Genomic DNA, 24841 nt, shown 5'->3' with positions numbered 1-24841 from the left:
AGGGCATATTTTAAAATGTGCTTTAATTCGCAGCGAAAGCTCTAGAAGCAAGACAAGTCTTGGAAACAGCTTCCTGCCTCATAAACAGCAATATCACTCGTTTCCACTCGCTCTTCTCAGGAAAAAGAGTTCCGTCCTCTGCGGAGAACGGCAAAGGGCGCTGCCCTTTGATCCCGCCGCTTTTCAGAAAAGCGGAAAAACAACATTTTAGTAATAACCCGCAAGGTAAACAAAGGAGGACTGTTTTGCATTGTATCCATGACTCTTATTTTGTCGTAGTATTATGCAAACCGTACGTTGTGGTGCAGGTCTTTTCTGTTACGGTTATCGTGCGGCCTTTTCCTGCGGCCCGGCGCTATGATGCTTTTCCAGGGGCTTGACATTGAAGTTGGAGCGGTATTCCGTCTCCTGCCAGAAGATATCCTCCGCCACCAGGCATTCCGGGTTGAGCGTTACGCCGTCGAGCATGAGTTCCTTGAATTTTTTGTAGCCTGCACGGTCGATCAGATGGCCGCCGTGGAGATACTCGGGCTTGTAGTCCATGACCCAAGCGGAAAACTTCTGCCAGTTGCGCAATACGTTCAGAATAACATCTTCTGTCGCCCAGTTGAGGAACATCTTGCCGGTGCGGGGCGTCTGGCGGCCGGTGCGCCCGCCCAAGATCACGCGGTAAAATTTGGTCTCCTGCCGGGTCCATGCGCTGGCGGGGCAGGCCCGTACGCATTCGCCGCAGCCGACGCAGCAACAGGCGTCCTTTTCTATTTTTCCGGTGTCCTCGTTGAGCTTGAGGACGCGGGTGGCGCCTTTCTCGCAGGCACGCACACAGGCCCCGCAGGCAATACAGCGCTCGGGATGGTAGACCATCCGGGCAACGCCGATAATGCCAAAGTCGCACAGATGCGCTTTGTTGCAGTCGTTGGGACAGCCTGCAATGTTGATTTTAATATGATAATGACTGGGGAAGATGATGGGTTCGATTTTCTGCGCCAGCTCAAAGGTATTGCAGTTGCCGCAGATGCAGTGGTAGTTGCCGATACAGGCGGTGATGTTGCGGGCGCCGATGGTGGGATACCCGCTGACCGGGTCCCAGTCCTGCGGCTGGCCGGCCACCGTGTCCATATCCACATTGCACAGGGATGCGTCCACCTCCCGAATATACGATTCCAGATAGGCGTCCACGGCGGGGATGTCCTCGTATTTAATACCGGTGATGTCAAAGGTCTGACGGGTGCCAAAGTGGAAATTGCCGTCCCCCCAGGTTTTGGCGATGTGCTGGATATAACTCAGGTATTTCGCGTCCACCGTGCCGCCCGGCACGCGCATTTGGAGCATAAAGAGGCCGGGCACCTTAGACTGACGGAAGCAGTTGAGGCGAACCTTCTTGATGTTGATATCCTGATTCATCCGAAATTCTCCTTCCTTTTCAATCAGTCCACAAGGTCCCGGGCGACGGTATAGGGGAATACCGGGCCGTCCAGGCAGACATAGACTTCGTCAATACGGCAGTGACCGCATTTGCCAATGGCGCAGGACATCTTGCGTTCAAAGCTCATCCAAATGTTTTCCGGGTCCGCCCCGCACTTCACCAGTTCAAGGCCAGTGAATTTCATCATGGGCGGCGGGCCGACCACCAGCACGGCGTAATTCCCGTCAAAGGAATCAAAGGGGATTTCCTTTACGAAAGCAGTGACAAAGCCGGTGCGCCAGTCCTCTTTTTCGTCGGTATCCAGCGCGTAGATGGTGTGGAATGATTCTTTCCACAATTCCAACTCTTTGTTGAAGACGATCCCGGCTTCGTTTTTAAAGCCGCAGATCAGATGGACGTCCTCCACAAAGCCGGGCTCTTCCGCACATTTGCGCAGTAGAGAACGCACCGGGGCAAGGCCGGTTCCGCCGGTGATGACCACCAGATGTTTTCCTTTTAACTCATCAAGGGGCCAGCCTTTGCCGTACGGCCCGCGCAAAAACAGGAGATCCCCCGGCTGTTTACTGAAAATGCAGTCGGTCACCTTGCCAACCGAACGGATGGTAAATTCCAGCCATCCCTCGCCCTGAGAGGAGACTGAGATGGGGGCTTCGCCGATTTTGGGAATGGAAAGCTGCATGAACTGGCCGTGCGCGACCTTTGCGTCGGATTCCACGCGGAAGGTCCACTCGTGTTCGCTTTCCTTCTGGACGCTGAGGATGGTGCAGGGCTGCGGCTGAACAGAATGAATCATCTTTTTCACGCTCCTTTGGTCGCCATGCCGGCCTTGATTTCCGCTACAGCGTCGTTTACTTTTGCGATGGTCGCGGAGATGGAGATGAGTTCGGGGCAGCGGTGCGTGCAGCGTCCGCAGCCGACGCACATATGGCGTTCCCCGAACCGGACTTTGTAATCGTGAAACTTATGTAATACTTTATAGCGCATCCGGTCGCCGGCGGTGGACCGCAGCTCCCGTTGCCCTGCCATTTGGTCAAAGCCTTCGATCTGGCAGGAAGCGCTGACCCGTCTTCTTTCGCCGACCTCGGGATTGTCCCCGTAAATCAGATCGCGGGTGGTGAAACAGGTGCAAGTGGAGCACGCCAGCGTACAGCTCCCGCAGGAGATACAGCGCGCGTCAAATTCCTTCCACATGGGGTGCTTTTTGAGGGCCAGGCGCACATCCCGGTCCGAGAGGTCGGGAAGAGTAACCTTCAGGGCGTTTTCCTCAACGAAGGACGGTGTATAGTCCTGCTGCGGCATACCGTCAAAGTAGCGGGCAAAGCGTCCGTCGGCCACCTTGACCTCCATCCCGTCCGGACGGAAGCGCATTGCCAGCGCGTAGTCGTCGGTGCGGTTTGTGCCCATCGAGACACAAAAACAGGTATCGTCCCCGCCGGGACACTCCATCAGCGCAAACGTGACCTGTTCCCGGATCCGCATGTAATAAAAGTCGTCGTATCCGCCGTTGCCCGCGTAGATCTTCGCCTGGATATGCTGGGCATGGATGTCGCAGGGCCGGGCGAGGAGCAGGATGGGCTTTTGCGGACCCTTACTGGCCCGGTACTCATCCTCCGTAAAGTAAAAGATCGACTGCTGTATGGGCGTGATGACCTCCTTGGCCGGATAGTCGGATTTTTCCTCCCAGACGATATCGCCAAAGTGTTCGATTTCAGCATAGCGAATTATGTCTGTGTCGGAATAACGGCCCTGCTTTGGAAACCGCCGGGGCCCATAGACGCGGTAGTCCCTCCTGAGCGATTGTAACGCTTGGTCAGCCTGGGCCGTATTGAGCGTATATCCCATCCTGCTCAACCTCCAATGAATTTTTTTGGATATTTTGCCGATTCTCTTTTTATTTTATCACAGTGAAACCATAATGAAAAATTAGAAATCTTTATTATATCATAAATAAATTTTGGGGTAACTTCGTTGCTTAGATGCACGCGGTCATGCTAAAAAATATGACGGTGCGCACAAAGAGATTCCCTTTATCAAAAGAAAAACAAAGCCGATGGAACAATATCGCAGAATCGAATTTTCCTTGTCTGTAAAGCGTGGAATCCAAAGATATTTCGTTTCAATGGAGAGAAAACCCACGGTTCCGGGCGTATGAAAAGGGCGAGAAAGGTTCTTTTTAACAGTATGGTGTGATATAATCGATTTAATAAAAAGAGCCGATGGCAGTGCGCTCCCTGTATAGGGCTTATCAGGATGGAACAGCGGATGCAGCCAGCCGCTGCGGTTCCTGAAAAAGAGCGGCATGGCCATCGGCCCGGTGGTAACATAAAGGAGAATGAAAATGGAACGTTTGAGAGTTTCAATTTTAGGCGCGGGAAAAATCGCCGCAACCATGGCGGATACCCTTTCCCGGATGGACGATGTGATCCCCTATGCCGTCGCCGCGCGCGATCTGGACCGCGCGCAATCGTTTGCTGGCCAGTACGGCTTTCAGAAGGAGTACGGCTCTTATGAGGAGATGCTGCGGGACGACGGTACGGACCTGGTGTATATCGCAACGCCGCATTCCCATCATTACCAGCACGCGCTGCTCTGCCTGAACCACGGGCGGCATGTCCTGTGCGAGAAGGCGTTTACCGTCAACCGCAAGCAGGCGGAAGAGGTTTTCGCCCTCGCGGAGCAGAAGGGGCTGCTGATTACGGAAGCCGTCTGGACGCGCTATATGCCCTTTGCGCAGAAGCTGCGTGAACTGTTGGACAGCGGCATCCTGGGGACGCTTTGTTCGCTGGAAGCCGGCTTTGGATTCGAGCTGTCCTGGCATGAGCGCCTGGTGGACCCGGTGCTCGCGGGCGGGGCCCTGCTCGACCTGGGGATTTATCCGCTGACTTTTGCCGCCATTGCGTTTGGCGGGGATCTTGCCTCCGTAACTTCCCGCGCGGTGAAAACCGAACGCGGCGTCGATGCGCAGAACAGCATGATTTTGGAGTACCGGGACGGCAGAATTGCCATGCTGACCAGCTCCATGGTCTGCAACTTACGCAACGAAGCGACGGTTTACGGGACAAAAGGGCATTTAACGCTGAAGGACTTTTGGCATGCGGAGGAAATCCGCGTCTATGTGGACGGGGAAGACGAGCCGCGGATTGTTCCCGTGCCGGTCGAAATCAGCGGCTATGAGTACGAGGTGAGAGCCTGCGCCAAAGCGATTGCGGAGAAGAGAACCGAATGCCCGGAGCTTCCGCACGCGGAAACGCTGCGCATGATGGGGCTGATGGACAGCCTGCGCGCATCCTGGGGCGTCCGGTATCCAATGGAATGACGCATAAGATCGATCCTTGCATAACTGCACAAAAAGAACGCCCGCGAAATCCATTTTATCTTTGGATTTCGCGAGCGTTCTTTTATCGTTTCAGGGGTGGTTCCTGCTTTTTACCCTGCGATTGCTGCAAAAGTGTCCTATTAATACTCGTCGCTCCGGGCCAGTTTCATCAGCTTAGTCGGGTCGGAGAGCACATTTTTTGCCGCGATGGCGCCGGCGCCCAGCAGGGCGGGGCTTTCCGGCAGCGCGTTGACTTCAATCACGACGTCATTGTAGATCAGCGGGTTGATACATTCGCGCACGTGTTCCTTCACGATGGAAAGCATCAGCCTGGAGTCGATCTCCGCCAGCTCGTCGCCGATGACAATCATCCCGGGATTAAACTGGTTGATGAGATTGACAATGCCGATGGCGAGGAATTCACAGACCTTTTCGTATTCCTCACGGGCGACCTGATCGCCGTTCTTTACCGCGTCGGAGAGACTGGCGTGCGTCAGGTTGTCCTCGCTCAGGAAAGAGGATTCCCCCGCGCGCAGGCGGCGCGTGACATTTTCATAATAAACCAGATAGGAGCAGTATTTTTCCAGGCAGCCGCGGTTGCCGCATTCACACAGAGCGCCTTTGTAATTGATGGTGCTGTGCCCAAACTCTCCCGCAATGCCGCGCTGGCCCAGCACCAGCTTGCCGTTGGTGATGATGCCGCAGCCGACGCCCTGCCCGGCCAGCACATAGATCATATTCTGAATGCCGTAGTCTTTGCTGCGGTACCAGAGCTGCGCAAAGGCGCTGGCGTTCGCGTCGTTGACGATGTGAATCGGAATATCAAAATCCTTGGTCAGCGCTTCTTTGATGGGGAAGTTCTGCCAGCCGGCCAGCTCCGTGACAAACAACAGCTGGTCGCGGTCCTCCCGGTAGGGACCCGGCATCGCCATGCAGACAGCGGGGATATTGGTTCCTTCATTTTCGCGGATAATGGTCTTAATGGCGGTGCGAATGCGCGTAATGGTATCCTGCACGCTTTCCTTCGGGCTGATCTTATACTGTTTGACGGCATAGATTTTTCCGGACAATCCCGCCAAACTGGTGTAAAAGGCGCTGCGCGTCATGCGCACGCCGATCACCTTGTACAGGTCGTCGTTCAGCGTGATACCGATGGAACGCCGGCCCTTGCAGCCGCTCATCAGACCGGTTTCCACCACCAGTCCGCACTCAATGAATTCCCCAATGATATTGGTGATTGTCGCCTGTTTCAGGCCGGAGAGCTGCGCAAGCGTCGCGCGGGAGCACACGCCTTCCTGGCGCAGCAGGTCCGCAACCAGCGCCCGGTTGATCAGCTGGCTTTTTTCCTGATTAATACTTTTGCGGGCAATCGACTCGTTCATATACATAACTCCCATTTTCGATGAAGATAGATGAGACAAGTATACACGTTATCTTTATGAGAATTATTCCAATTCGTAACAATTCGCTTCCCGACAACAAAATAAAGCAAAAAAAGGAAAAGATTATTTAAAAATTTAGGGAGTATCGCTAAATAATGGTTCGGCGTCGTTTTCCGGCGGTTCCGGGGTTTTCGGCGGCGCGTTCCGCCGGACATCTTCGTTGGTCATCCGTTTTTTGCGCAGCTGACGGGTGGTGCCGGAACGGAGCAGAGCATACAGAACGGAGAAGAGCGGCACGCCGATCAGAACGCCGGGGATCCCCGCCAGCCCGCCGCCGACCAGAATTGCCAACAGCACCCAAATGCCGGGCAGGCCGATGGAAGTGCCGACCACGCGCGGGTAGATAACGTTTCCCTCAAACTGCTGTAAAACGACAAGGAAAATGAGGAACCACAGGCAATCCAGCGGGTTGATGATCAGCAGGATAAATGCGCCTACCGCGCCGCCCAGGTACGCGCCTAAAATGGGAACCAGACTGGTCAGCGAGACGATTACACTGATCAGCAGGGCGTAGGGCAATTGAATCAGATTCATGCCGACGTAGCATAGCACGCCAAGGATGACACCTTCCGTCAGCTGGCCGGTCACAAAGCCCGCAAAGATGCTGTTGGAAAGGCTGCCTACCTCGATCAACCGGTAGGCTGTCCGGCGCGGCAGGTAAGCGTATAGTACGCGCTTAAAGTTCTGCACAAGCTTTTCCTTGCTGAAGAGCATATAGACGGAGAAAATCAGGCTCATAATAAAGGTAACAATGCCGGAAGCCACACCAATGGTGGCGTTTGCAATGGAGCCAACCAGGTCCGTGGTGGCCTGCGTCGCGTTGGAAAGCAGGTTGGTCCAGTCGATTTTCATTACGGTGTCTTTCAGCTGGTCCAGATCCAGCCGCGTCAGCGTCTGATTCAGCCACTCCGTAAAGCTTTGAGCGTAGGACGGGATGGCGTCCGTCAATACGCGCATGGAACGAACCAGTTCCGGCAGCACGAAAAAGATAATTCCGCCCAGAAGCAGCAGCACCGTGAGGAACGTCAGGCTCACGCAGACCGCCCGCCCGCACTTCCGCCAGACGCGGCTGTTTTTTCGCTTGAGAAAGCCAAAGATGCGCTCTTCAAACAGCTTGAGCAGGACGTTGAGCACAAACGCGACGGCAATGCCAATCAGAAACGGGCTGATCAGAGAAAACGCCCAGCCGATGAACCATCCGGCCTGCTCCAGATGGAACACAATGTAGACCAGGACAACCGTAAACGTAATGACAAACAGGATTTTTCGCATAGCTTTTTTCGAGAGAACGGGGTCTTCGAGCAGTGTTTTCCAGTCCATAAGCGAGCCCTTTTCACTTTCCATGTTTTGTGTGATTATCGTAAAATGATGCTATCGCAATCCCCTTGAAAAGTCAAGTTTGACTTTGGCGGAATCAGCGTTTAAACTAAGAAGAGAACATTCATAATGCCTTTGCAAAAAATTTATATAGGGTGAAGGCCCCGACAGGTCAGAAAGGAGAATTTTGATGGAACTGATGGAGGCAATCCGCGCCAGAAAAAGCTATCGCAATTTGTTCACAAATGCACCGGTGCCCCGCACCGATCTGGAAGAAATATTGGAGGCGGGCGTCCTCGCTCCTTCCGGCTGCAACCTGCAGACGACACAGTTCATAGGGGTGGACGATCCGGCGCTGGTCCGGCAGCTTGCGGAAATCTGCGGAAAAGAGTGGATGAAGACTTCTGCGGCGGCGGTCCTGCTGCTGACCAAAGAGACGATGTCGCCCAGCGGCGTTTCCTACCATGTGCACGATTACGCTGCAGCGGCGGAAAATATCCTGCTGGCGATTGTGGCGAAAGGTTATGCATCCGTCTGGATTGAAGGGCAGATCCGTGGGGAGAAGGCAGGGGAAATGGGCAGGCTGCTCGGCGTGCCGGACGATTTGACCGTTGCGGTTTACCTGCCGCTGGGCGTGCCCGCAAAGCCCGTGACGGGCGTGGCGAAGAAACCGTTCGAGGATCGGGCGTGGTTCAACGGATACAGGAAATAGCAGGTCAATTCATTGACTATTTGGAGGAAATAAATGATGAATCCGGAACTGAAAATTAAAATGTATGCCTTTACGGTGGATTGTAAAGATCCATACGAATTGGCAAAGTTCTATGCGGCGCTGCTCAATTGGGAAATCGCCTATCATGATGAGGATTGGGCGTGTGTCGGTGCTCCGGGAGTGGCACAGGGGGCTTACCCTGGGATTACGTTCCAGCGGAACCCGGCGTATGAACCGCCTGTGTGGCCGGAAGAGCCGGAAGCGCAGCAGCAGATGGCGCATTTGGACTTCGCCGTGAATGATTTGGAAACAGCGGTTCAATATGCAGTTCAGTGCGGCGCTACGATCGCGGAGAAACAGTTTTCCGACGGCTGGAAAGTGCTGCTTGACCCCGCCGGACACCCTTTTTGCCTGTGCCGGATGAAGGATATGATGGAAAGTCCCCTTTTTGCGCTGCGGTAAAAAGCATGGTGCGTACCGCCGGAGAGGACCGATGGGTGCACGCGGGCAAGGCCGATCGATGGTGGTCGCATACAGTTGATTTGAATCACGGAAAGAGAGGGCTGCGGGGCGCTGGTGCAGCGATTTGCAGCCCGGGAGGATCAGGATGATTTTACGAGGGCACGTCTTTTCACAGACGTTGGAGATGGAAACCGGGATTACCGTTTTAACACCGGGCGCCGCCCCGGCTTCCGACGCATACCGGGTGATTTACCTGTTGCATGGGTTGTGCGGAAGAAGCGGCGATTGGCTGGATTATACCATGCTGCCCGCTTATGCGGAGGGAAGCAACGCGGTCTTTGTCATGCCGGAGGTTGCGCGCAGCTTTTATACAGACATGCAGTATGGGCAGCGATTCTTTACCTATGTGACGGAGGAGCTTCCGGGAATCTGCCGAAACGTCTTCCGCATTGCATCGGAGCGGGAGAATACGGCGGTCATCGGCGCGTCCATGGGCGGCTATGGCGCACTGAAATGCGCGCTGTCCAAGCCGGAGCAATACGGCGCCTGCGGAGCGTTTTCCTCTGCCTGCCTGTATTTAAAAGAAACGCTTGCCGTACAGCGCGCGGCGCAGGAACGGGGCGATCTCTCCGCCCTGCAGCAGCGGTTCGGCATGCAGACTCCCACGGACTTTCAGGCGATGTTCGGGGAAGATCTGGATTGGCGGCCGGACTGCGAGCCGCTGGAGCTCGCCAAAAAGGCGGCGAAAGGACTGTACAGGCCGAAATTTTATCTGGCCTGCGGGGACAAGGACCTGTTCCGGCAGGATAACCTGCGCTTTTGCTGCGACCTTCGGCAGCTTGGATTTGATTCCATGTATGAAGAATGGAATGGCGTCCACGACTGGACCTTTTTTAACCGCGCGTTAAAAAAAGCGTTGGACCGGCTCCTTTAGACGATCAGTCCCGATGGAAAAATCCACCGGGGCTGTTTTTTGTTTTCCAGTGGTATTTTACCCGCGTTTCTGCTATGATACAAATGGAACGGTTCCAGCAAATAAAATCAGCAGTTCAGCGGTTCGGAAAGGCTGTGGCGTCGTTGTCCCTGCGGGCGCCCGCCGGCATTTTCCGCTTTGTTACAGTCTTCCCATTCCCGCTTCTTTTGCTGCTCTTATTTATGAAAATCGCTCCGGAAAGGTGGCGAAGAATATGAAAAGGCTCTTTGGCTATGCAAACGAATATGTCAGACAATCAGACTGGAAGGACCTGGCGCTGCTCAAATTCTGCCTGTGTTCCGCTGGAATCCTGATTGGAACGGCGCTCCCGCAGAAGGTGCGGAAACCGGTGGTGTTTACGGCGATGGGGGTATTTATCGCCACCTACATCCCGCTGATTCTGAAATTCCTGCGCATTGCGGGAGAGGGCGAAAAAGAACAGTGACAGTGGGCCTTTCCAACAGACGGAAAGGTGAACGGACATGCAATTGGAAACCAAACGGCTGCTCCTGCTTCCTCTGGACGAAGTCCAGATCAAAAACTGGACGGAAAACATTCCTGCGCTGGAACAGGCGCTTTGCTGCGCGTACGACGGCGAAAGGATGGAGGGCGTGTTTTTGCAGATTGTGCGGGAGCAGATAAAGAAGATGCAAAACGACAGGGAAAACTGGCTGTTCCACACGTTTTGGCTTTTGCTCAGAAAAGAGGACCGGACGGTCGTCGGCGCGGTGGACTTCAAAGCGCCGCCGGACAAGGACGGAGCGGTGGAGATCGGTTACGGCCTCAACGCCGCGTATGAACACAACGGATACATGACAGAGGCGGTGGAGGCAATGTGCGGCTGGGCCTTTGCGCAGCCGGGCGTGCGCACCATTCTGGCGGAGACGGAACGGGAAAACGGCGCATCCCAGCGGGTGCTGCAACGCTGTGCGTTCCGGTTGTACCGCGAGGCGGAAACCCTGTGGTGGAAGCGAATCAAAACATGAGAAGACCCGTCCCGCGCGGTAAAAAGTGTGGGACGGGCCGTTTTATATAGGACAGCTACTTGTCCAGTTTTATCCTGTATACTGGACCAAAAGGAGGGGGAGAGAAATGTTGGAAATACCGGAGAGCCATACCATTGCAAAGCAATTGAATCAGACCGTTGCGGGAAAACAGATTGCGTCAGTTGAGGCAAACGCCTCGCCGCACGGGTTTGCGTTTTATTCCGGGGACCCGGAGGGATATCCGGCCCTGCTGGAGGGACGCACTGTGGAGCGTGCGGAAGCGCTGGCGGGACAGGTGGAAATCACGCTGGGCGACGCGCGGCTGTTATTTGGCGACGGTGCGAATATCCGCTATTATGCCGCGGGGGAGAAACTTCCGGCGAAGCACCAGCTCTGTGTCCGGTTCACGGATGGTTCCACTCTGGTCTGTACCATCCAGATGTATGGGGGGATCTGGGCGTTCCTGGAAGGGGAAAACGACAATTTTTATTATACGGTTGCCAAAGAGAAGCCCAACCCGCTGACCGGCGCGTTTGACCGCGTGTATTTTGACAGCCTGTGGGATGAAATCAAACCCACGTTGAGCGTCAAGGGCCTGTTGGCGACGGAGCAGCGGATTCCCGGCCTGGGCAACGGGACCTTGCAGGACATCCTGTACCGGGCGGGCCTGCATCCGAAGTCGCGGGCGGGGGCATTGGACAGGGAGCAGCGGGACAGGCTGTTTCAAAGCGTGAAGCACACACTGCGGGAAATGACGGAGCAGGGGGGCAGGGATACAGAAAAGGACCTGTTTGGAAATCCGGGCGGATACCGCTCCTTTCTTTCCAAAAATACCGTACAGTATCCCTGTTTGCAGTGCGGCGGCCCGCTGGTGCGCCAGGCCTATCTGGGCGGCAATGTGTATTTCTGCCCGATCTGCCAGCCGATGATCCGGTGAGGCGGGAGGCAATCGCACCCTGTGGAATGAACTGCGCTTTGTGTGCCGTTTATCAGAGGGAGAAGAAGAACTGCCCGGGCTGCCGGGCCGACGGTGCGGGAAAGCCGGGCCACTGCCGGAACTGCGCGATCAAAAGCTGCGCGATGGAACGTACGGAGGGCGGGCGCTGCGAAGCCTGCCCGGATTTTCCCTGTGAGCGCGTAAAACGGCTGGACCGGCGGTATCAGAAGCAGTACAACGTCAGTCTGCTGGAAAACTTGCGGACCGTACAGACGGAAGGGATGGACGCGTTCTTGCAAAAAGAGGGCGCACGCTGGACCTGCTACGCCTGCGGGGAGCGGCTTTGTGTGCATGAAAATACCTGCCCATCCTGTGGAAGAGAGAGGAAATAACCGTACCGCCCTTGACATTCCGCCGCCATGGCTGTATGATGGATGTAAGGTAAACATGACAGGAGTGGGGCGCTTGAAAAACCGGATCCGGGAGCTGCGCGAGGCGCAGGGGCTGACACAGGAACAATTGGGAAAACTGGTGGGGACGTCCCGGCAGGCGATTCACGCCATCGAGGCGGAAAAGTTTGAACCGTCCATCTGGCTGGCGTACGACATCGCTCAGGTGTTCGGCTGCCGGATCGAGGACGTGTTCCTATTTGAGGAGAGCGAAAAGAAATCGCGCGCGGAAAAGAGCAGGGGGGAAGTCTGATGGCGCTGCGGAATTTGCGGTACGAGGACGATGAGATTTTGCGGAAGAAGAGCCGTGAAGTGCCGGAGGTGGACGATAAAATCCGGCAGCTGCTGGACGACATGGCGGATACCATGTACGCCCTTGGCAACGGCGCGGGCCTGGCGGCGTGCCAGGTCGGCATTCTCAAGCGGCTTGTGGTGATCGACATGGGGGACGGGCATCTGATGAAGCTGGTAAACCCGAAGATCGTCGGCAGCAGCGGCGTACAGGAGTGCCTGGAAGGCTGTTTGAGCTTTCCGGACCGTTTTGGGAAAACCGTGCGCCCGCAGAAGGTGATTGTCCAGGCGCTGGACGAAAACGGTGAAGAACAGATTTTGACCGGAGACGGCGAGCGGGCAAAGTGCTTTTGCCATGAGATCGACCATCTGAACGGCATTGTCCTGCCCGACCGCGTGACAGAATGGATCTGCTGACAAATGGGATCGCAGAAAAATTTTGGAATATGGGTTGACAAAACCGTGCCCTGTGGGATATATTAGTAACAATACAGTTGAATAAAGACCGTTGCAAACGTGCACGGTTTCGCGATGATGGGGACGGAGCGTATGTAAGCCGCTTCAGAGAGCCGCCGGGTGGTGTAAGGCGGTGCGGAGCATACAGGACATCACCCCGGAGCAGGCGGCTGAACCCCCGTTGTGGGCAAGTAGGCGCGTCCGGTTTCTCACCGTTACAGGAGAGTGTATTGCTAGATACACGTGAGCGGCTGCATTGCAGCACTTAGAGTGGTACCGCGGAAGCTGATAGCCTTCGTCTCTAATTCAGAGACGAAGGCTTTTTTGTTTATCACGATTACAGGGAAGATATGTCAGGAGGAATCAATTATGGTATTGACAGGGGCGCAGGTCATCATGGAATGTCTGCTGGAGCAGGGCGTAGATACCGTGTTCGGGTATCCGGGCGGTTCAGTGCTGTACATCTACGACGCGCTGTACGAGTATCGGGACCGCATCAATCATGTGCGCACCGCGCACGAACAGGGGGCGGCCCACGCCGCGGACGGCTATGCGCGGTCCACGGGCAAAACGGGCGTCTGTATTGCAACCTCCGGCCCCGGTGCGACGAATCTGGTGACGGGCATCGCCACCGCGTATATGGATTCCGTGCCGATGGTGGCCATCACGGGCAACGTAAACCTCGACCTGCTGGGGCTGGACAGCTTTCAGGAGGTCGACATTACAGGCATCACCATGCCGGTGACCAAGCATAATTTTCTGGTAAAAGACGTCAACAAGCTGGCGGATGTCCTGCGGCAGGCGTTTGAAATTGCCAACAGCGGGCGCAAAGGCCCGGTTCTGGTCGACATCCCCAAGGACATCACGGCGCAGAAGGTGACGTTTACCCACCGGAACGATCCCGTTCTGGAGGTAAAGCACCTGTTCCCGGTCGAGGAGCGTTTTGAACAGGCGATGGAGATGTTACAGCAGGCAAAGCGTCCGTTTATCTACGCGGGCGGCGGCGTCATTGCCGCGGAAGCGTTTGACGAGCTGAAAACCTTTGCGGACCGGCTGGACGCGCCGGTGTCCTGCTCGCTGATGTGCCAGGGCGGTTACGACCAGACGGACAGCCGCTACATGGGCATGCTGGGCATGCACGGCACCAACACCGCGGCGTTGGCGATTAAAGACTGCGACCTCTTTGTCGCGGTCGGCACCCGTTTTTCGGATCGTGTGCTGTGCAACGCAAAGCTTTTTGCGCAGCGTTGCCAGATCATCCAGATCGATATTGACTCCGCAGAGTTTAACAAGAATATTGACGTGGCCCTCAAGCTCAAGGGCGATGCGAAGGAAATCCTGGCCGAGCTGAATTGCCGTTTGGAGCAGCAGGACCATGCGGATTGGATGGCCGGCATTGCAAAATGGCAGAAGGAATTCCCGCTCTCCCAGAGTGTGGCGGACCCGAACGGTGTGACGCCCCAGATGATCCTGGAAACGCTGGACGAACTGACCGATTCCGATGCGATCATCGTCACGGATGTGGGCCAGCATCAGATGTGGGCGGCGCAGTTCTACCGTTACCGCGCGCCGCGCCGTTTCATCACCTCCGGCGGATTGGGAACCATGGGCTTCGGCCTGGGCGCGGCCATCGGCGCGCAAATCGCCAACCCGGAGAAACGCGTCGTCAATATCACGGGCGACGGCAGCTTCCATATGAATTGCAACGAGCTTTCCACCGCTGTGGCGTATAACGTCCCTGTGCTGGAAATCGTCTTTAACAATTCCGTGCTGGGCATGGTGCGCCAGTGGCAGAAGCTGTTCTATGACAGTCGCTTTTCCCAGACGGACCTTGATAAAAACACCAATTTTGAGCTGTTGGCGCAGGCGTTCGGCGCAAAGGCGTTTACCATCCGCACCAAAGACGACGTGCGTCCTGTTTTGGTGCAGGCGCTGGCTCTGCGCGAACCGGTGCTGATCAACTGCCTGATCGATAAGGACGTCAACGTCCTGCCCATGGTGCCCGCGGGTGCTTCCGTGGAAGACCCGATTCTGGAAATGTGATAGGAGGAGCGAACATGGCGTATCCAGTAGAAAGAGAATATATCATCTCCATACTCGCAAAGAACAACCCCGGCGTGCTCCTGCGTATTTCCGGCCTGTTCAGCCGCCGTTGCTACAATATTCTGAGTATTGTAGCGGCACAGACGGAGAATACGGAGTATTCCCGCATTTTGATTGTCGTCAAGGGCGACGACCGCATTGTGCGGCAGGTGGATAAACAGGTCAGCAAGCTGGTAGACATTGAGCAGGTGGATATTGTGGACCCGAACGCTTCCGTGGTGCGGGAGCATCTGCTCATTAAGGTGGAACGCACCGTCCAGAACAGTGAAAAGCTGGTCGAGATGGCCAATGTGTTCCGCGCGAACATCCTCAGCGTGGAGGCCACCTCCATGATTCTGGAGCTGACCGGCGACGCGACGACCATTAATTCCTTTATTGAGCTCTACAATCCGTACCATGTGCTGAAAATCCTGCGCACGGGTGCAATGGCAATGCCAAAATAAAATAAAACCTGGTTCCCCTCCATCCCAGCGCGGATGCGGGAAGCGGAAATACAATGACTGTGATGGGGGTAAAATCATGTTAACGTTGGATAAAGTCTATCATGCCGCATATGTGCTCAAGCAGGTCATCCGCAAAACCGATATGATCCCGGCGCCGCAGATCAATCCGGAAAGCGAGATCTATCTCAAAACAGAAAACCTGCAGGTGACCGGTTCCTTTAAGGTGCGCGGCGCGTACTATAAGATTTCGCAGCTGAGCGATGAGGAAAAGAGCCACGGCGTCATTGCCTGTTCGGCGGGCAATCACGCGCAGGGCGTTGCGTTGGCGGCGGCCAAAAACGGCATCCCGTCCCTGATCTGCATCCCGGACGGCGCGCCGATCTCCAAGGTGGAGGCCACCAAGAGCTACGGCGCGGAGGTCGAGCTGGTCAAAGGCGTGTACGACGACGCGTACAATCGCGCGGTGGAACTGCAAAAAGAGCGGAATATGACCTTTATCCATCCGTTTAATGATCCTGACGTCATCGCTGGACAGGGCACCATCGGGTTGGAGCTGCTGAAACAACTGCCCGACATGGACGTTGCCATCGTCCCGGTGGGCGGCGGCGGGCTGATCTCAGGCGTGGCGTTCGCCATCAAATCCCTGAACCCCAACTGCAAAGTGTACGGCGTACAGGCAAGCGGCGCGGCCAGCATGAAGGAATCCCTGGCGCAGAACGAACCGCACGCGCTGCCCGGCGTCTCCACGTTTGCGGACGGCATTGCGGTCAAGTGCCCGGGCGATCTGACCTATGAGATGTGCAGCAAGTATGTGGACGGCATCGTCACTGTCAGCGACGATGAGACAGCGACCGCGGTCCTGGCGCTGATCGAGCAGCAGAAGCTCATCACAGAGGGCGCGGGCGCGGTGGCGGTGGCCGCCGCCCTGTTTAACAAGGTGGACATCAAGGGCAAGAAGGTGGCCTGCCTGCTCTCCGGCGGCAACATCGACGTGACCATCCTGTCCAAAGTGATCAACCGCGGTTTGCTGAAGGCGGGACGTTCCGCTGAACTGATCATTGAGATGGTCGATAAGCCCGGACAGCTCAAGGAAGTTTCCGCGATGATCGCGGACCTGGGCGCAAATGTGGTCAGCGTTCACCACGACCGCGGCGGCGAGGACACCGACATCAACGGCTGCTATCTGCGCATTGCGATGGAAACCCGCAACCGCGAGCACATCGAACAGATCAGCAAGGCCATCGCGGACGCGGGTTATCACATTGTAAAGCGTTATAATATTGGTTAACGGAATTTTCAGAAAGAAGGTTTTTACGATGGAAACAATTGTTACCTCCAAGGCTCCGGCGGCGATCGGACCGTATTCCCAGGCAAAGGTGGTCAACGGCATGGTGTTTGCGTCTGGACAGATTCCGATTGTCCCGGCGACCGGCGAAATTGCGGACGGGGATATCTCCATTCAGGCGGAACAGGTGATGAAGAACGTGGGTGCCATCCTGGAAGCTGCATGCTGTGGCTATGAGGATGTTGTGAAGACCACCTGCTTCCTTGCAGATATGGGCGATTTTGGCGCGTTCAACGCGGTGTATGAAAAGTATTTCACCGGCAAGCCGGCCCGTTCCTGTGTGGCGGTCAAGACGCTGCCAAAAAACGTGCTGTGCGAGGTAGAGGTCATCGCGGTGCAAAAATAACCGCGTACAGTGGGAAGCAAATGCTGTTCCGTATGATCAATCCCCCTGGCGGGCAGGCGTAACAGCCCCGGTAAAAAAGGACATTGGAAAAACCCCCTGATGTAGGAAAACAACTACATCAGGGGGTTTTTATATATTGTATTTGCGGAATCGGGGATGCATGTACATGTGCGGGTGAAAATATGAAAAAGGGGTTGACCCTCACGCATGGTGATAGTGTAAAGTAAGAAACAGGGGAAGACAAGAATAACCGCGATGAAGGGGGAAACAGGGATGATGACGGTCAAACAGGTTTCGTCGCTGACGGGCGTCAGTGTACGGACACTTCAGTTCTACGATGAAATCGACTTGCTAAAACCGGCGCAGATTACCGAGGCTGGGTATCGTTTGTATGATGACCAGGCGTTGGAAAAGCTGCAACAGATTTTGTTTTTCAAAGAGCTTGCCTTTACGTTGAAGGAGATCAAGGCAATTATGGAAAATCCCCGCTTTGATAAGGCCGCGGCGTATCAAAAACAGAGGGAGCTGATACAGATCAAGCGCGACCGCCTTGACGCCTTATTAGCGCTGCTTGACAGATTGGTGAGAGGAGAAACCTGTATGGACTTTAAAGAGTTTGATATGAGCCAATATTTTCGTGTTCTAAACGACTTCAAAAAAACGCATGCGGCTGAAATTGTAGAACAGCTTGGAAGCATGGAGCGCTTTAACGAGATGGTTGCAGACTTGGAATCCCGCAAGCATGAGATTGCGGATGGCGCGGTACAGCAATACGGTAATGTGGAAACCTATACGGAAGCCATGAAGCAGAACCTGAAAAAGTTTTTGGAGCACGGCCCAACCATTGTACCGTCCGAGGTGGAAGGCCTGCTTGACAGAGGGGACATCCTTACAAAAAATCTTACGGCGGACCTGCACAAAGACCCCGCTTCTCCCGAGATACAGAAGCGGGTTACAGAGTTTGTTTCCTTTGTCAACGAAAGCAACAAGGGCATCGACATGGGAGAGAACTATTGGCCCACTATGGCGGAGACCTATTGTTCCAGCCCGGTTTACCAAAAGGTGATAGATCAGAAGTACGGGGAAGGTGCGTCAAAGTTTATCGGCCTGGCGTTGAAGGCCTATCTTGACCGGCAGTAACGACGCATTTCAAAAAGCCTGTGTTAAAATGGCTGAAATGGCATTTGGAAAAGCTTCCGCTTTCGGCGCCGGTTTGTGACTGATTTGAGCTGTACATGCGGAATTTTGTTATTTAAACAGGAAATATTACAAATAGTAAAGGGGCTGTTGCAGGATATAAACTGCAACAGCCCCAAAAATTTGCATGGCAACACAAAAGGTCCATAAAGGACCATATCACTCGTTCCCACTCGTTCTTGACCTCTGGTCGGGACGCTCGCTAGAGGCTAAAGCCTCGCTAGAAGTTCTAAACGACCATCGCCGCTTTTCAAAAACGGAGATAAACACATTTTGCGAATTACCCATGAGGTAAAAATGGTTCTCGCCGTAGGCGCGTCCCGACCGGAGGTCCTGCTTTTTTCACCGGATGGCGAATAACCGTCTTTAACTTTTCCGGTGCGCATTTGCGGGCGTCGCTCAAATAAATTTCATGGTGGTAGCGGGTATCGGAAATGTCCGTTATATACCCGTTTTCCTGCGCATACCGGTCCATCAACTCAATGGTGGCCGGTTCATCGTCGTAGGGGCCGATGTGCATACACTGCACGCACAGGCCTTCTGCATATGTCAGAAACTCTGCTTTTGAAAAATCCATCTTTTTCTTTTTCGTGGCCTCCGCAACCGCCCAGTCAAAATCGTCCTGTTTGACGAAGTCCGGCAGCCGGATCAGAGAAATCCAATGGAATTGATCCTTGCGGCTGTAATCGATTCCATCCGCAACGCCGTCCATCCACCAGAAGCCCTCCAGCGGCGGCACGACGTATTCAAAAAACCCGTCTATTTTGTGGCTGCCTTTGTAGCTCATCTTGATGGTGAAAGCGATTCCATAGAGGAGTCCGATGGCCTTCTGATAGTCACCGTCCTCGGCGTTGGGATTTCCTGTTCCGCGAACAGCCACGAAATTCATAGAGGGAATCTCGATAATATTGGGTTTATTTTTTGGTAAATAATACTCTTTGTATTCCTTTTTGTAGTCAAACGGCATTTTTTAATTCCTCCTGTCGATTCAGGCGCTTTCGGCAAACAGGGCTGATAGGCCAATAGAAGTATTTTATAGAAAGCGCTTCAGGCTTGCATAACATCCTTGCACACCACATGGCGCAGGAGCCCGCCGTATTTAGGAACCGTGGTCACCACGGAGTACCCGGCGGCCAGCAGGTTGCGCAGGCTGTACCGGTTGTCGGGATGGACGGTCGCCATGGAATACCGGTACGCGGTGGTCTTTAAGATCTTTTCCCCCTCTTCCAACAGGGTCTGTTGCAAATGCATGCCCCGGTAGGCCGGAAGAACGCAGGCGGTATCCATGTGCGCCACTTTCCGGCGTTCTGTTTCGTCCAATTGCAGGTACGCTCCCATGTTGTCCTCGTCGTCCATTGGATAATGGACCAGCAGAAAACCGGCAATGATGTCATCCGACATCGCTTTCACAATAAAACCGCGTTTTTCCACGTTCTCCCGCACAAAGTCTTCATTGGCCGCTACATACCAGTCCTCAGCGGCAATGGTGTCCTTGGCGGTTTGTATGATTTTTACAATGGCCGGGACGTCCTCCATGACGGCTTTCTCATAGTGAATGGGCGATTGATTCATATATGCGTTGTCTCCTCTGCTGCAAAGTGATGCTACTATGTGTATGCTCCCTGTGATGCCTTATTCGTCCTTTGCACCGGAGGAGGGAAGATACTTCTCCAATGTCTGATACAGCTGTGCTACATCGAAGGGCTTGGGCATGAAAGCGTCCATGCCCGCCGCAAAAACACGGTCCCGGTCTTCCTGAAAGGTGTTGGCGGTCATGGCGATAATCGGAATGCTTTTTGCGTCGGAACGGGAAAACGCGCGGATCTCTCTGGTCGCGGCAAGTCCGTCTTTTACAGGCATCTGCAAGTCCATCAGGATGGCGTCGTAATATCCGTCCGCGTGTGTCAGGAACATCTGAACAGCCTGTTCACCGTCCTTGGCGTGCTCTACGTCGACCCCTTCCATGTTCAGGAGGGAAATGACAATTTCCGCATTGAGTGCGTTGTCTTCTGCCAAAAGAAGGCGCGTCCCCCTGAGCGTGTGTGACTGCGTATTATCCGCGTGGTCCGGCAGCGCTTCCTGAGAAAGCGGCAGTTCCAATGTGAACTGGAAGGTGGAGCCGACGCCCGGCGTGCTTGATACCTGCAATTCTCCGCCCATCAGCTGCACCAGGCTTCTGCTGATCGGCAGGCCAAGGCCGGTGCCCTGCTGGTTGCGGCTGCTCCCCGCCGCCTGCTCAAAGGTTTGGAAAATGCGTCCGAGGTCGTCCTCGCAAATTCCAATGCCGCTGTCCTCGACGCAAAAATGAACCTGTACGGTTGTATCCGTATGGCCGGTTTCTTCAATGGTGAGGGAGACGTTGCCGCCCGGATCGGTAAATTTCAACGCGTTTGCAAGCAGGTTGGTCAGCACCTGCTTGATGCGAACCGCATCCCCAACGACGCTGATATCTTGCATTTGGTATTGGAAAGAGATTTGGATGCCCTTTTCCTCCGCCTGAATGCGCAGGATACTTTCCAGCTGCTGCTGAATCTGACGCAGGCGGAACGGCTCGGGGCTGATCTGCATTTTTCCGCTTTCAATCTTAGACATATCCAGCACGTCGTTGACCAAGGAAAGAAGGAACTGCGCGGAAGTGAAGATCTTTTCCAGCTGTGCGTCAATCTTTGGCGTCGCTTCACCGGACAGACGCGCTAGATTGGTCAGACCGATGATGGCGTTCATCGGCGTGCGGATTTCGTGCGACATCTGGGAGAGGAATGTGGATTTTGCTTTGTTATCCTCCTGTGCTTTTTCCAGCTCAACCCGCATCAGTTTGTTCCGCATCTGGAAATGGAAAACCAGCAGGACCGTCAGCGTCAGGAGAAATAAAAAGGAACCGCAAATTACGATAAATGCGACTGGATTTGCGTAAATCATGGATTGCAGCGTCATGTGAGGCTCCTCGATGGAAACCAGGTTCTTAGATATGATACTGTCAATCTCGTCTCCACGCAAGCTGTTCAATGATTTACTCAAAACGGAATAAAGCGGAATGTTTAGAGGATCGTCCATTGCAAAGGAGACATAACAGGAGGAATTGTTGGTTGCTAGAATAGAAATCTGTGAATAATGGTTTTTGTAAAACAAGTCTTCGATAAAAGCGGAAGGAGTGCAGAGATAATCGGCCTCTCCGCTGTTTACGGCGGATAAACACTGTTCAATGGAAGGATAATATAAAATTTCCTCATAGGATACGTTTTTGGGAACGCTGCCGCCTTTTACCATGGCGAGGCGAAGATGATCGGATGGGTAGGCAACCGCTTTGTTTTTAATGATGACTTCGTCCAGTTTGGCGTAGCTTTGGGTCAGCACCATGTTATCCTTTTTTGTTGACTGGTTCCAGTTCAGGTAAAAACCGGAGAGATCCGTTTCACCGTCCCGGGTCATTTGCAGCGTTTCCTCGTAGGTGTCGGCATAGACGTATGAGAACTTCAGCCCGGACCGTTCGGAAATCTGGTTCAGGATATCCAGAACAATCCCCTGGTACACCTGACCGCGCGTAAAATGAATTGGATAACGTTCCCGCATGAGTGCTACGCGAATCGGTTCGGCGTCTTTGATAAACGCTAGATCCTCGTCAGAAAAATTGATGAAGGTGTTATAAAAGGAAGGAAAATACTTTTCATTTAATTCCTCCGCGTAGTTTGGATTGGCCGCGTAAATCTGCTCCATCGCGTAGTTGAGTTTCTCACACAAGTCGGGGCGGCTTTTGGCCGTGGTGATGTAATACGGTTGGCTGCTGAATTTTGCAACGACATTGTATTGATCATTTACATTGTTGTCGCTGCCGAGCATGACGTCCACTTCCCGGTTGTCCAGGCATTTTTCATAGGTGGAAAGGTCATCATACAGATGGATGGTGCAGTCCAGACTGTTAAAGGAGAGAAAATTTTTCAGTCGGTTGATGCGGTCTTCTGATCGCGCATAGACGCCGATGGTCTTGCCGTTCAGTGTGTTTAAGTCAAAGTTTTTGATGGAAGGATCATCCTTATTGGTGAACAGCAGGGTGTTGTTGCTTCCCGCTGTGTATTTTGTGTAGTGTACGTACGATTCCAGACTTTTCTGATAGTACATGCCGCCCATAATGTCGACATTGCCTTCTACCATTTCAGCCAGCAGCGTTTCAACGTCCCCATCGACAAATTGATAGTTCCATCCGGTATATTTGGCGATTTCCATCATGAAATCATAAAACATACCGCTTCGGGTGCCGTCTTCGGCAAGTTCACTGATACCCTCCGCAGGGGGAAAAGCGACAGTTACAGTTTCATGCGCGGATTCGTTTGAGACGGCCGCAGCGGAAAGGGATCCAAAAAAGAACAGGGCCAGAAAAACGGATAGAAAAAGGCATCCGATTCGTTTGTTCATATCTGATATAACCTACTTGTCGTTATTGAACGCTTTCCTGCCGAAGGACATTGGAAAACGGCGAACCTTAGAAGATATGGACTTGTCCGCTCTTTACAGTGTAATGCCAGACAGATGAAAAGTCAAAGCCTCTTTTTTTATCGGGGATAGAAAAAGAAATGTGGGAATATTCGTTCGATACTATTGCATTTTCAGAACATATGTACTATAATATAGATAGCTTTTTAAGATACTTAAATGCAGCAAAGCATTTGAAAAAGAAACCCGAATCAAACAAGGGAAGAATAAAAAGGAGAGAAGCATATGCTGGTCAATCAAATTAAAAATCTTTGCAGGGCAAACAAAACCACCATTGCCGCGCTGGAACGGGAACTGGAATTTGGATATGGGACCATCCATAAATGGAGGACGGTCAATCCTGGAATCGACAAAATCGTCAAGATTGCGGACTTTTTTGCCATTTCCGTCGATGAATTGCTGGAGCGGCCCCAGAGCCAATATTCACAGGAGACAAAGCAGCTTGCGGAGCGGTATGAATCGATGTCGCAGGCGGAGCAGGGGCTGGTGCGCTGTTATATGGAGCTGGTCTCGGCGTGTGCCCAGCGGCAGTAAAATGCACAAATTCAGTATGAAAAAGGCGTACTGCCGCGCGGTTTGCGCTTGGCAGTACGCCTTTTGCTATTTGCTCAGGAAGCATTTGCAGGAACGGCTCCTTCCGCAATCCGGATAGCGGTTTCCTTGTCGATAGAATGATCCTGGATGAAGACGGAGAGAAAATACGATCCATTGTCAAACAGAATACGCTGCCAGTCTTTTTTTTTCATATAGGTTGCGTGTTCTCCGTTGATGATAATGGAGTCGTCGTACTCGTCCAGATGTTCGCTGTCAATTTTTAAACGCCCTTTTCCGATTTGTAACAGCTGAATATCTGCGCTTGCGTTCCCCGGACGCTGATAGCTGATCCTTGCGCACCGATGCTGGCTGTTGATATTTTGATCGGTGCAAACGTAGCCTTCTGGGAGATAGGTGAGCGCATAGGGCTCAAAGGGCCCTTCAACGGGAGCTTCGGCGATGAGCTGCGGCGCAGGCGGATCGTTATACTCGATACTTTCAATAATGGTCAATACGTCGTCTATCGATAATGTCTGGTCAGTAATATTTAAAATATAGTATAAGCCGTTGTACGTCCAGAAAAATTGCTTCAGGTTGTCTTCCGAGACTTCACGATACTGTATGGAGATTCCGTTGACATCCGTGCATTTCAAATCCGGAAGTGTTTCCCAATCTGTAGCCAGGAAGCTTTCCGTCAATTGGATATTGCCATAGGGCTTTGCAAAGACCGTATAGGCGGTCGTATCGCTTGTCCGCTTTGTAAAAACCTGATAGCCCTCCGGGAGAACGGCCGGCTCGGAAGGAACAATTTCTTCTGCGTACGCTCCGTATATGGAGATTGCCGTATGGGTGTTCATCATTTTGGTTACCACTTGAATCACCCAATCCCGCGCGGCGGAAACCGTCATAACCGCTGTCGCGGCAGCGATCAGAGCGGCAACCAGGATGATCATGGTACGCTTGGTGGATCTTTTACCGGGTATGTCGTTCAATCGGTCGCTCAGGCCGGCAATCAGAGACTTGATTCTTGCGTCAAATTCGCAGGGAATAATGATATCCTGCAATTCTTTTTCAGAGGGAATACCAGCCAGATTTTCCGCAATCAGCACAGGGCCGCAGGTTTTATAAAATTTTGTGAGTGCCTGGTCTGTAATACGATAGGGCATGGTATAGCCTCCTTTGCAGATAAAAACTGTCTCTTGTTCTTCATATTATAATGGTTTTAAAGAAGTGATGAGGATCAGGACAAATATTTTCACTTATTAAATATTTGTATTGGCATATACCGATCATCAAAGAGAAAAGAGGGGGTCTCCAGCGCCACAGCCATTCTTTGGCAATACGGCAAAATCTGGAAATTTTTTCTTTATGATTATCATATCAAAGATTTTCATAATTCGCAATAGAAATTCTTATGAAATATAAAAAAATTATTATGGTTTATAAACAAGAAAATAAAATGGTTTTTACACAGAAAGTGTGTAGAATAAGCGTTTGGATCAGTCTATGGGAGTAATTTATAAAATGACGTTTTACTGGTAATAAAAGTTATTGATTCGGCTTGTATATATGCATATAGGCTTAATGGATCGCATGCGAATGATTCAACAAACAAGAT

26 protein-coding genes are annotated in these 24841 nt (G+C 53.2%); 16 read left to right on the top strand and 10 right to left on the bottom strand.

Annotated elements, in window-relative coordinates; genetic code table 11:
- Nucleotides 1–324: 324 nt before the first annotated feature.
- The 4 genes from asrC to BN2106_RS16270 form a co-directional block, all read right to left on the bottom strand.
- On the bottom strand, nucleotides 325–1404 hold the full coding sequence (gene asrC / locus BN2106_RS13180) for a sulfite reductase subunit C (RefSeq protein WP_050699037.1): 1080 nt from the start codon (nucleotides 1402–1404) through the stop codon (nucleotides 325–327).
- Between the two features lie 23 nt (nucleotides 1405–1427).
- On the bottom strand, nucleotides 1428–2219 hold the full coding sequence (gene asrB / locus BN2106_RS13175; RefSeq protein WP_050699036.1) for an anaerobic sulfite reductase subunit AsrB: 792 nt from the start codon (nucleotides 2217–2219) through the stop codon (nucleotides 1428–1430).
- A gap of 5 nt (nucleotides 2220–2224) precedes the next feature.
- Nucleotides 2225–3268: an anaerobic sulfite reductase subunit AsrA gene (gene asrA, locus BN2106_RS13170; protein WP_050699035.1), complete on the bottom strand. Its 1044-nt coding sequence runs from the start codon at nucleotides 3266–3268 to the stop codon at nucleotides 2225–2227.
- Nucleotides 3269–3412: 144 nt separating this feature from the next.
- Nucleotides 3413–3817, bottom strand: coding sequence for a hypothetical protein (locus BN2106_RS16270; RefSeq protein ID WP_154666530.1), 405 nt, complete (start codon nucleotides 3815–3817; stop codon nucleotides 3413–3415).
- Here BN2106_RS16270 and BN2106_RS13165 point away from each other — a divergent pair.
- Nucleotides 3765–4742 carry a Gfo/Idh/MocA family protein gene (locus tag BN2106_RS13165; RefSeq protein ID WP_407921749.1) on the top strand — a complete coding sequence of 326 codons (978 nt, stop codon included), beginning with the start codon at nucleotides 3765–3767 and terminating at the stop codon, nucleotides 4740–4742. The two genes, BN2106_RS16270 and BN2106_RS13165, sit on opposite strands and share 53 nt — an antisense overlap.
- Nucleotides 4743–4882: 140 nt before the next feature.
- Here BN2106_RS13165 and BN2106_RS13160 read toward each other — a convergent pair whose 3' ends face one another.
- Both BN2106_RS13160 and BN2106_RS13155 read right to left on the bottom strand, forming a co-directional pair.
- Nucleotides 4883–6124 carry an ROK family protein gene (locus tag BN2106_RS13160; protein WP_050699034.1) on the bottom strand — a complete coding sequence of 414 codons (1242 nt, stop codon included), beginning with the start codon at nucleotides 6122–6124 and terminating at the stop codon, nucleotides 4883–4885.
- Nucleotides 6125–6259: 135 nt separating this feature from the next.
- Nucleotides 6260–7504: an AI-2E family transporter gene (locus BN2106_RS13155; RefSeq protein WP_050699033.1), complete on the bottom strand. Its 1245-nt coding sequence runs from the start codon at nucleotides 7502–7504 to the stop codon at nucleotides 6260–6262.
- Between the two features lie 187 nt (nucleotides 7505–7691).
- Here BN2106_RS13155 and BN2106_RS13150 point away from each other — a divergent pair, with 187 nt between their 5' ends.
- The 14 genes from BN2106_RS13150 (at nucleotide 7692) to BN2106_RS13085 (ending at nucleotide 18144) form a co-directional block, all read left to right on the top strand.
- Nucleotides 7692–8213, top strand: coding sequence for a nitroreductase family protein (locus BN2106_RS13150; RefSeq protein WP_050699032.1), 522 nt, complete (start codon nucleotides 7692–7694; stop codon nucleotides 8211–8213).
- 36 nt (nucleotides 8214–8249) lie between these two features.
- A complete protein-coding gene (locus BN2106_RS13145) occupies nucleotides 8250–8675 on the top strand; it encodes a VOC family protein (RefSeq protein ID WP_050699473.1) in 426 nt (141 codons plus the stop codon).
- A 145-nt stretch (nucleotides 8676–8820) separates the two neighbouring features.
- Nucleotides 8821–9609, top strand: a complete 789-nt coding sequence (locus BN2106_RS13140) for an alpha/beta hydrolase (RefSeq protein WP_050699031.1) — start codon at nucleotides 8821–8823, stop codon at nucleotides 9607–9609.
- Nucleotides 9610–9862: 253 nt separating this feature from the next.
- Nucleotides 9863–10093 carry a hypothetical protein gene (locus tag BN2106_RS13135; RefSeq protein WP_050699472.1) on the top strand — a complete coding sequence of 77 codons (231 nt, stop codon included), beginning with the start codon at nucleotides 9863–9865 and terminating at the stop codon, nucleotides 10091–10093.
- Nucleotides 10094–10130: 37 nt separating this feature from the next.
- Nucleotides 10131–10634: a GNAT family N-acetyltransferase gene (locus BN2106_RS13130; protein ID WP_050699030.1), complete on the top strand. Its 504-nt coding sequence runs from the start codon at nucleotides 10131–10133 to the stop codon at nucleotides 10632–10634.
- A gap of 106 nt (nucleotides 10635–10740) precedes the next feature.
- Nucleotides 10741–11571, top strand: a complete 831-nt coding sequence (locus BN2106_RS13125; RefSeq protein WP_050699029.1) for a DNA-formamidopyrimidine glycosylase family protein — start codon at nucleotides 10741–10743, stop codon at nucleotides 11569–11571.
- The gene (locus tag BN2106_RS13120) at nucleotides 11490–11963 is read left to right on the top strand and encodes a DUF3795 domain-containing protein (RefSeq protein ID WP_330379846.1); all 474 of its coding nucleotides are present in this window, start codon (nucleotides 11490–11492) and stop codon (nucleotides 11961–11963) included. The genes BN2106_RS13125 and BN2106_RS13120 overlap by 82 nt, the downstream gene beginning before the upstream one ends.
- Before the next feature lie 73 nt (nucleotides 11964–12036).
- Nucleotides 12037–12273: a helix-turn-helix transcriptional regulator gene (locus BN2106_RS13115; RefSeq protein ID WP_050699027.1), complete on the top strand. Its 237-nt coding sequence runs from the start codon at nucleotides 12037–12039 to the stop codon at nucleotides 12271–12273.
- Nucleotides 12273–12728: a peptide deformylase gene (gene def / locus BN2106_RS13110; protein WP_050699026.1), complete on the top strand. Its 456-nt coding sequence runs from the start codon at nucleotides 12273–12275 to the stop codon at nucleotides 12726–12728. Before BN2106_RS13115 ends, def begins: the two co-directional genes overlap by 1 nt.
- 408 nt (nucleotides 12729–13136) lie before the next feature.
- Nucleotides 13137–14810 carry a biosynthetic-type acetolactate synthase large subunit gene (gene ilvB, locus BN2106_RS13105; protein WP_050699025.1) on the top strand — a complete coding sequence of 558 codons (1674 nt, stop codon included), beginning with the start codon at nucleotides 13137–13139 and terminating at the stop codon, nucleotides 14808–14810.
- 14 nt (nucleotides 14811–14824) lie between these two features.
- Nucleotides 14825–15313: an acetolactate synthase small subunit gene (gene ilvN / locus BN2106_RS13100; protein WP_050699024.1), complete on the top strand. Its 489-nt coding sequence runs from the start codon at nucleotides 14825–14827 to the stop codon at nucleotides 15311–15313.
- Between the two features lie 76 nt (nucleotides 15314–15389).
- Entirely contained in the window at nucleotides 15390–16601 is a 1212-nt protein-coding gene (gene ilvA, locus BN2106_RS13095) for a threonine ammonia-lyase (RefSeq protein ID WP_050699023.1), read from the top strand.
- Nucleotides 16602–16629: 28 nt separating this feature from the next.
- Nucleotides 16630–17004 (top strand): RidA family protein, encoded by a 375-nt coding sequence (locus BN2106_RS13090; RefSeq protein ID WP_050699022.1) that lies wholly within the window; start codon nucleotides 16630–16632, stop codon nucleotides 17002–17004.
- 273 nt (nucleotides 17005–17277) lie between these two features.
- Entirely contained in the window at nucleotides 17278–18144 is an 867-nt protein-coding gene (locus BN2106_RS13085) for a MerR family transcriptional regulator (protein WP_050699021.1), read from the top strand.
- Nucleotides 18145–18481: 337 nt separating this feature from the next.
- Here BN2106_RS13085 and BN2106_RS13080 read toward each other — a convergent pair whose 3' ends face one another.
- The 3 genes from BN2106_RS13080 to BN2106_RS13070 form a co-directional block, all read right to left on the bottom strand.
- The gene (locus tag BN2106_RS13080; protein WP_050699020.1) at nucleotides 18482–19168 is read right to left on the bottom strand and encodes a GyrI-like domain-containing protein; all 687 of its coding nucleotides are present in this window, start codon (nucleotides 19166–19168) and stop codon (nucleotides 18482–18484) included.
- A gap of 80 nt (nucleotides 19169–19248) precedes the next feature.
- A complete protein-coding gene (locus BN2106_RS13075) occupies nucleotides 19249–19773 on the bottom strand; it encodes a GNAT family N-acetyltransferase (protein WP_050699019.1) in 525 nt (174 codons plus the stop codon).
- A gap of 60 nt (nucleotides 19774–19833) precedes the next feature.
- Nucleotides 19834–22611, bottom strand: a complete 2778-nt coding sequence (locus tag BN2106_RS13070; protein WP_050699018.1) for an ATP-binding protein — start codon at nucleotides 22609–22611, stop codon at nucleotides 19834–19836.
- Between the two features lie 303 nt (nucleotides 22612–22914).
- Here BN2106_RS13070 and BN2106_RS13065 point away from each other — a divergent pair, with 303 nt between their 5' ends.
- Nucleotides 22915–23223, top strand: coding sequence for a helix-turn-helix domain-containing protein (locus BN2106_RS13065; RefSeq protein WP_050699017.1), 309 nt, complete (start codon nucleotides 22915–22917; stop codon nucleotides 23221–23223).
- Nucleotides 23224–23297: 74 nt separating this feature from the next.
- Here the strand turns inward: BN2106_RS13065 and BN2106_RS13060 are convergent, their stop codons facing one another.
- On the bottom strand, nucleotides 23298–24389 hold the full coding sequence (locus BN2106_RS13060) for a DUF4367 domain-containing protein (protein ID WP_050699016.1): 1092 nt from the start codon (nucleotides 24387–24389) through the stop codon (nucleotides 23298–23300).
- Between the last annotated feature and the right edge of the window lie 452 nt (nucleotides 24390–24841).

This window comes from Anaeromassilibacillus senegalensis, from assembly GCF_001261775.1.
Classification (GTDB): domain Bacteria; phylum Bacillota; class Clostridia; order Oscillospirales; family Acutalibacteraceae; genus Anaeromassilibacillus; species Anaeromassilibacillus senegalensis.
This window is presented reverse-complemented; position numbering and strand designations above follow the sequence as displayed.